The 7,208-nt window shown below is 40.8% G+C and carries 5 protein-coding genes; 1 reads left to right on the top strand and 4 read right to left on the bottom strand.

Going from position 1 to position 7,208, the window contains the following annotated elements; all coding sequences use genetic code 11:
* From JWQ85_RS00995 to JWQ85_RS00980, 4 genes are all read right to left on the bottom strand, one after another.
* Nucleotides 1-654 (bottom strand): response regulator transcription factor, encoded by a 654-nt coding sequence (locus JWQ85_RS00995; RefSeq protein ID WP_299462565.1) that lies wholly within the window; start codon nt 652-654, stop codon nt 1-3.
* 133 nt (nt 655-787) lie between these two features.
* Nucleotides 788-2,038, bottom strand: coding sequence for a DUF2130 domain-containing protein (locus JWQ85_RS00990; RefSeq protein ID WP_299462562.1), 1,251 nt, complete (start codon nt 2,036-2,038; stop codon nt 788-790).
* A 137-nt stretch (nt 2,039-2,175) separates the two neighbouring features.
* Entirely contained in the window at nt 2,176-2,664 is a 489-nt protein-coding gene (locus JWQ85_RS00985; RefSeq protein ID WP_299462559.1) for a hypothetical protein, read from the bottom strand.
* 8 nt (nt 2,665-2,672) lie between these two features.
* On the bottom strand, nt 2,673-4,325 hold the full coding sequence (locus tag JWQ85_RS00980; protein WP_299462556.1) for a gliding motility protein RemB: 1,653 nt from the start codon (nt 4,323-4,325) through the stop codon (nt 2,673-2,675).
* 172 nt (nt 4,326-4,497) lie between these two features.
* On the opposite strand from JWQ85_RS00980, the gene JWQ85_RS00975 reads away from it, so the two are divergent.
* Nucleotides 4,498-7,208, top strand: a 2,711-nt coding sequence (locus JWQ85_RS00975) for a DUF2723 domain-containing protein (RefSeq protein WP_299462554.1), incomplete at its 3' end; no start/stop codon positions are given.

The following is a 7,208-nucleotide window of genomic DNA, read 5'->3' as shown; positions in this document are numbered from 1 at the left end:
TTATTCTATAATACTATTTAAAACCGCATACCTGATCAAAGCGGCGGTATTGCGTGTTCCTGTTTTTTCGATAAGGCCCTGGCGGTGCCCTTCAATGGTACGTTTGCTGGTAAAAAGCTTATCTGCTATTTCTTGATTGGTGAAGCCCTCTGATACGAGCGACAATATCTCTACCTCTCTTTTTGATATTTCAATATCATTTACGTGCACGTCAAATTTATTTTCGGGTATACGTAATAGCTTATCAAGAAGCCTTAGGGCAAGTTCGTTACACAGGTATCTTTCATTAACCAAATACACATGCCTTATTCCATAAACCAATTCAAACTCATTTACACTTTTTAGCATGTAACCAATAGCACCTGCTTTAAAAGCCTGTATAACGTATTTTTCTTCCTCGATCATGGAAAGCATTACAACCTTAATATCAGGATGGGTTAAACGTACCTTTGTTACAAGGTCGATACCGCTCACGTTAGGTAAGTTAATAGCGGTTAATATAATATCTGGCTTAAGGCCATCATTGAGTATCTCCAGTACCTCTTTAGCATTGTTAGCTTCGGCAATTACTTCAATATCAATTTCCTTATCTAAAAGCAAACGGATACCATTACGCACAACATTATGACCTTCGGCCAGTATAATCTTAATCATTGTAGAATTACTAAAAAACTTAGCGGGATGATAGAAGTACCGGGAAGTAATATTGGATGAGCGGAAATAAAGCTAAATCTACATAGAAAGGCTGGTATTATGCGTATAAATATTAATTAATCTGTATTAATCCTTATTCGAGCAGTAAAGGTTCGTCCTCATCGCCAAGGCTTAGTTGTATAACATCTGTGCCGGCAATGCCTTCTATTGAACCTTTGATGTGGGCTGCATTCAATAAAACCTTTTCCAACTGTTTTTCGCGTGCTTTCCAAAGTTTCTCCATGGCATCACGCTCTTTTTGGATAGATATACGCATGCTCATATATCCTTCCCTTATGGCTTTCCATTGTTCAGAAAATTCGCTGCTGGTTAGGTAATCATACAGCAAATGCATTTTATCGCCTTTATTATCCTGGGCTTTGGCCATATTGGCCAGTTTAACCACGCCATCGCGCAAAATGTATGATACAGCCTTTAACTCATCAAAACTACAGATCCACACACCATCCTTCTCGCCAAAGCAGTCCATGCCTTTTGGATAGCACTGGGTTACAATAACGGCAACATCAACGCCCATGGCGCGCATATCTTTTTTTAGCTTATCTATCCAGTCGCCTGCAAAAGCGGTTGTACGTTTGCTCTCATAAATAATACGGCCGCATTCCTGCCCAAACTGGTTACGCACGGTTTGCACGCAATCGGCCCCGCGTACACCTTTGCCTACCTCGCTTATCAAGTCAAACGGAAAATAGCTTCTTAATTGTTCTTCCAGTATCAGCTCCTGCACCTCGCCCTGTAACTGCATTGATCCTTGTTCGGCACGGCGCTTCATCTCGTCAACCAATTTTTTCTGGTCTTCAAGTTGTTTCTCCATCTCTTTCACCTTTAGCTGGTGTTCGGTATCCTTTATGCTGTATTTTTCGGTTTCCTGCTTGCGGATCTGTTCACTTAGTTCGGCGCGCTGCTCCTGCAATTTACGTTGCAAGGCAATTTCCATCTCTTCTTCTTTTTGTTTGAGAGATTGCTCGCGCTGTAAAAACTCAAGCTCTTTCTGGCGCGATTCCTTTAGTTTTTCGGCACTGGCATTCACCGAGTTTTGCAGCATCAGCAACTGGTTCTCAAAATCTGATGCGATTGATTTACGCAGGTTCTCTTCCAGCGTTAATTGCAGGGCTTTCTTTTCGCCGGCAAGGCGCTGCTCAAAGGCTTCCTGCTGCTGTTTTTCGCGGGTAGTAAAATCTGCTTCCTTTTTCTGGAACTCTTCTTCTTTTTGGCGGGTATAATCCTGCATTTTCAGCCTTAGCTGCTGCTTATATTCTTCGGCCATAACTTCCTCAATAGGGAAACCATGTCCGCAGCTTGGGCACTTAACTTCTGTAGCCATAATTTAAAATAGAATATCAAAGATAGTCGAAAGGTCTTAATTGCTAAAGGCAACTGAGAATGATTTAGTAAACAATAGTCTGATGTTACTATCTCCTTTTAATTGCTTAAGCAATTTCCGCTATAAAACTATATTAGTTAAAAATTATATTTATCCGCAGTTTTACGCACATTAAGATTAAATACTGGTATAAAATTTCCGCTTGACATAGGTATACCATTAATATCGTTTATCTCCATTTCGTAGCCTTCCACTTTATTCTGCCAAAGCAATTGATTATCTACATGTTTTAATCTTGAATTAGAAAATTTAGCTATCAATTCCTTCTTATACTTAAGGTCTAAATAAAAAACAGTGTATTGAAAACATTTACCTTCATTTAACAGTAACTGCATACCATTTACGCCATTAATCTTTTGACTGGGTTTTGTGAAGGAATACATCAATAAGTTATATGGGATTTTAAAAAACATGCTCCCTTTTTTTATTCCTGTTTGCATACTTAAAACCCCACCCTGTTTAGCCAAAAGGGTATTAATTTCAGCTTTGGTTTTATTTAATAATTCCTGGGAGAATGCGTCGCAGCAAATCACAGTAAATAATAGAATTAGGTATAATTTTCTCATACAATCCCTTAAAAATCGTGGTACAAGTTCCTGAAGCTGCTTCTTAACCCGAAAGAGATAATAGCGGCATTTTTTGTATCTATCGCGTTAGATTCTCTACGGTAAATACCCCCAAGCTCAAAACGGAGATTGTATTTGGGGTTAACCATAAATGATACTGTGCCTTCGGCATAGTAAAGATTGGTGCTTATGCCCTGCCCTACCTTTGTTGTATTTAACGTTGGTACAAAGGGTTTGGTAACATCCTTACCATTGTTTTGGCCTGTGGCATCCAATCCGTATTTGGCATAGTTTAGCTGGCCCTGAAAATCAAACCTGCCTGCAGAATAATTCAATATCCCTATAAATTCTCTAAAATTAGCGCCCAGCGGGTCGCCCAATGGCTGGCTGTAAAGCGTGTAGGCGCTTATAGCCTGCTCGTCCGAATAGGTATATGGTTTAACGGTATTGTATTCAAACAAGTAATTCAGGTTCTTCACACCAAATATATCTGCCCCGCGGATGCCCAATTGTAAACCACCTGTGTTATCGGTATTGCTGCTTTCAAAGAAATTACCGGTCTTAAAGCGATCTAACAATAACTGCCCATATAGTGCGCTTTTATCAAATATTTTGTACTTACCTGTAAAACCCACCAAAGCATTGCCCGGTTGCGACGACGGACCAAAACTGCTTGCAAACAGCACCGGATTAATAAAGTTAACGTCAAAACCACGGCGGTTACCCTGGTCGTCGGCCTCGGGAACTATGTAAGCGTTAAAGAACCCTAACGAAAGGCTGTTGCTTACGTTCCAGTCCAGGTAATGGAACAGGCCCCATTTACGGCGATTGCCGCCAAAGCTGTCAAACTTAGGCAGGTTAATATCCTGCATGTAAGTCCACATCATCATGTATTGCACCTGGCCAACATTAGCGGTTAACCTTAATAAAGGTGCAGGTGCGGCATTATCTGATAGTAATATAGAGCGGTAACCATCGCCAATAAAGGTTTTATCCTGCCCTAAGGTAATGTTCAGTTGTTTTATTGGAGTGTATGATAATATTGCTGTTGCATAAGAGTAATCGCGATAGCTTTTAGACGGTGACCTGTCATAAGCCTGGCCGGGAATGAACCGGATCTGTTTAACATAATCGGTATAATAATCGGGGAAGGATGCCTGGTTCTCAAAACCGCTGGTATAAAAAGAGAATTTTGTACCTACCGTACCGCCAAATTGGAAACCGCGCGTATTTAAACCTATCCTGGCATTTGGGCCAAAACCAATTGGCTTAAAGTTTATGGGTTCGTTTGATTTATCCTTAAAATCGTGGCCAAAGGTGTTTTCTAAAAGTATATCGCCGTAAAAGGTATAATCTTTGGTTTTTACATCTATTAAATGCTCGTTAAATATCTTGCGTAAAAACCAGTTTTTGCGATTGGTATCAACCCCAAGGTCCATTAACTGATCATACCTTGTGTTTAATGTACTATCTATAAGAAATGGGCGCAGCGATGTATGCATCCGGCTGCTTTTGGAGTATATATCGGCATTAAATTTTTGATACAGCTGATACGATTGTGGCAAATAAACCGATTGCGCCTTACTTATCGTGGCCGATAGTATTATTATGCACAACACTAAAATAAATTTACCTGCCAGCCTGGTATAGTTTTTTTGCATACTCAACAAAATAAGTGTTATTTATTGTAACATTAAAATTTAAGGTGCTAATTAAAGTATAGCCGCCACGCAAACAGTTAATTTCTGTTAAATTTGCTTAGGCTGCTCTGTTATTATATCATCAAGCTACAAAAAATACTGATATTTGCGCGCTTAATTATACCCATACAGGATGCAATACAATAAAATTAACAACCTTTTTGGCTGGCTTTGCTTTGTTATAGCTTCAGCAACCTACATCTTAACATTAGAGCCATCAGTAAGTTTTTGGGATTGTGGCGAATTTATTTCGTGCGCATACAGGCTGCAGGTATCACACCAACCTGGCTACCCTTTGTTTGCTATGCTGGGTAAGGTGTTTTCGCTGCTATCATTGGGCGATAATACCAAGGTACCGTATTTCACTAATATGGGTTCGGCCATTGCGAGTGGCGCTACAGTTATGTTTTTGTTTTGGACGATAACCGCTATGGCAAAAAAGCTGCTTGCCAATCGCGAAAAAACTTTTGGCGATGCACAAACCACCGTTATTATGGGCGCAGGTTTGGTTGGCGCGCTGGCGTTCACTTATACCGATACCTTTTGGTTCTCAGCTGTCGAAACCATCGTATTCGCGTTATCTCAACTTTGTATTGCAGTAGTATTTTGGGCTATATTAAAATGGGATGCCCATGCAGATGAGCCCGGCGCCGATAAATGGATAATTTTTATAGCCTATGTTATGGGGCTTTCTATAGGTATCCACTTGCTTAATTTATTAACTATCCCGGCTATCGCCCTGGTGTATTACTTCCGCAGGTATAAAAAAGTGACTACAAAAAGTGCGCTTATCGCCTTTTTAGTGAGCATAGCTATACTTGGTTTTGTACAATATGGCATAAGGGGCTACACAATAAAGTTCGCCGCGTTTTTCGACCTGTTTTTTGTGAATACACTTGGGCTGGGTTTTGGCACCGGAGCATTCTTCTTTTTTATACTGCTTATAGCCTGCATTGTTGCCGGTATAATTTACAGTATCCGCAAAAACAAACCAACGCTTAACCTGGCATTCTTGTGTATTGCATTCATTTATTTTGGATATGGCTCGTTTGCCTACATCCCTATCAGGGCATCGGCAAATACCAACCTGAATAACTCACACCCCGATAATGCCTTTACCCTATACGGTTATTTAAACCGGATCCAATATGGTGAGAACCCCTTGCTTACCGGCCCATATTTTGATGCCCAGATAACCGGCCAAACCGACGGCAGTACCATCTATCGCAAGGGAAAAGACAAATACGAAATTGCCGGTAAAAGGGCTAACTATGAGTATGATCATACAACTTTTTTACCACGTATGTATAGTACTGATGGTAGCGACGTACAGTTTTATCGTGACTGGCTAAATATACCCGAAGGGCAGGCGCCAAATTTTGTAGATAATATTAAATGGATGGGCAGCTGGCAGATCTACCAGATGTATTTCCGTTATTTTCTGTGGAACTTTGTAGGCCGCTATAACGACCAGGATGGGCAGCAAAGCACCGAAAGCATTGACGGCAATTGGACCAGCGGGATACTTGACGGCGGCAGGCATTTGCCAAAATCTGTAGTGGATAGCCCTACTTATACCCCACTTTACGCCCTGCCATTTATTTTAGGAGTGATAGGCATGGTTTACCAATTTGAACGTAAAAAGAAAGATGCCCTTATTATAACCCTGCTTTGGTTTTTTACCGGTATAGCTATTGTATTATACGTAAACCAGCCATCGGTGCAGCCACGGGAGCGGGACTATTCCTATGTGGGGTCGTTTTATGCCTTTGCTATTTGGATAGGCCTGGCCGTTATTGCTATTGCTGATGGTATCAGCAGAAAACTGAACGCCCGCACAGCGGCATATATTGCTACCGGTATTTGCTTGCTGGCCGCGCCGGTATTAATGGCATTTAAAGAATGGCCGGGACATGACCGCTCTACAAAAATGACAGCGCATGATATGGCTTACAATTACCTGATATCGTGCCCGCCAAACGCTATTTTGTTTACCTACGGTGATAACGATACCTACTCGTTATGGTACGACCAGGAAGTAGAAGGTATACGCCCGGATGTGCGCATTGTTAACCTGAGCCTGTTTAGCGGCGATTGGTACATACGCCAGATGCAAAAGAAAATGAACCAGTCTGAACCTTTACCTATCACTATGCCTTATGATAAATATAAGGATGGCGTAAGGGATATCATTTACTTTAACGATTCTAAAATCACAGGTTCGGTTGAGCTGAAGGAAGTATTTGATTTTATTACATCGGATGATAAGAACACACAGGGCCAAAACCAGGGTGGCGAAACTGTTAATTATTTGCCAACCAAACACTTCAAACTAACCGTTAACGCGGATGATGTGATGAAGAACAAGGTGATAACACCCGAGCAAAAAGATAAACTGGCCCCTGCTATAGAGTGGACATACACATCAAACTATATAACTAAAGATAACCTTGCCCTGCTGGATATTCTTGCTCATAATAACTGGAAAAGGCCTATTTGCTTTACCACAACTATTGGCAACAGCAACCTTATTGGTTTACAGCCATACCTATATAAAGAGGGCTTTACTTATCGCTTGTTACCTTTAAAACCAGATACGGCCAACCACGATCAGCTAAGCAAAACAAATAGCCTGGTAATGTATGATAACATGATGAACAAGTTTAAGTATGGCAAATATAAAACTGCCAAATACCTTGATCATGAATCTACCACTATGTTTTACCCGGTGCTAATGACCACGTTTTTAGATCTTGCACAAAACCTTGTACAGGAAGGCCATCAGGATTTAGCCCTTAAGCTGCTGCATAAATGTGATAACGAACTACCTTATATTTATCCATA

It is taken from the genome of Mucilaginibacter sp. (assembly GCF_028288105.1).
GTDB lineage: Bacteria > Bacteroidota > Bacteroidia > Sphingobacteriales > Sphingobacteriaceae > Mucilaginibacter.
Note: the sequence above shows the minus strand (reverse complement) of the source record. Positions and strands in the feature narration are given on the sequence as shown.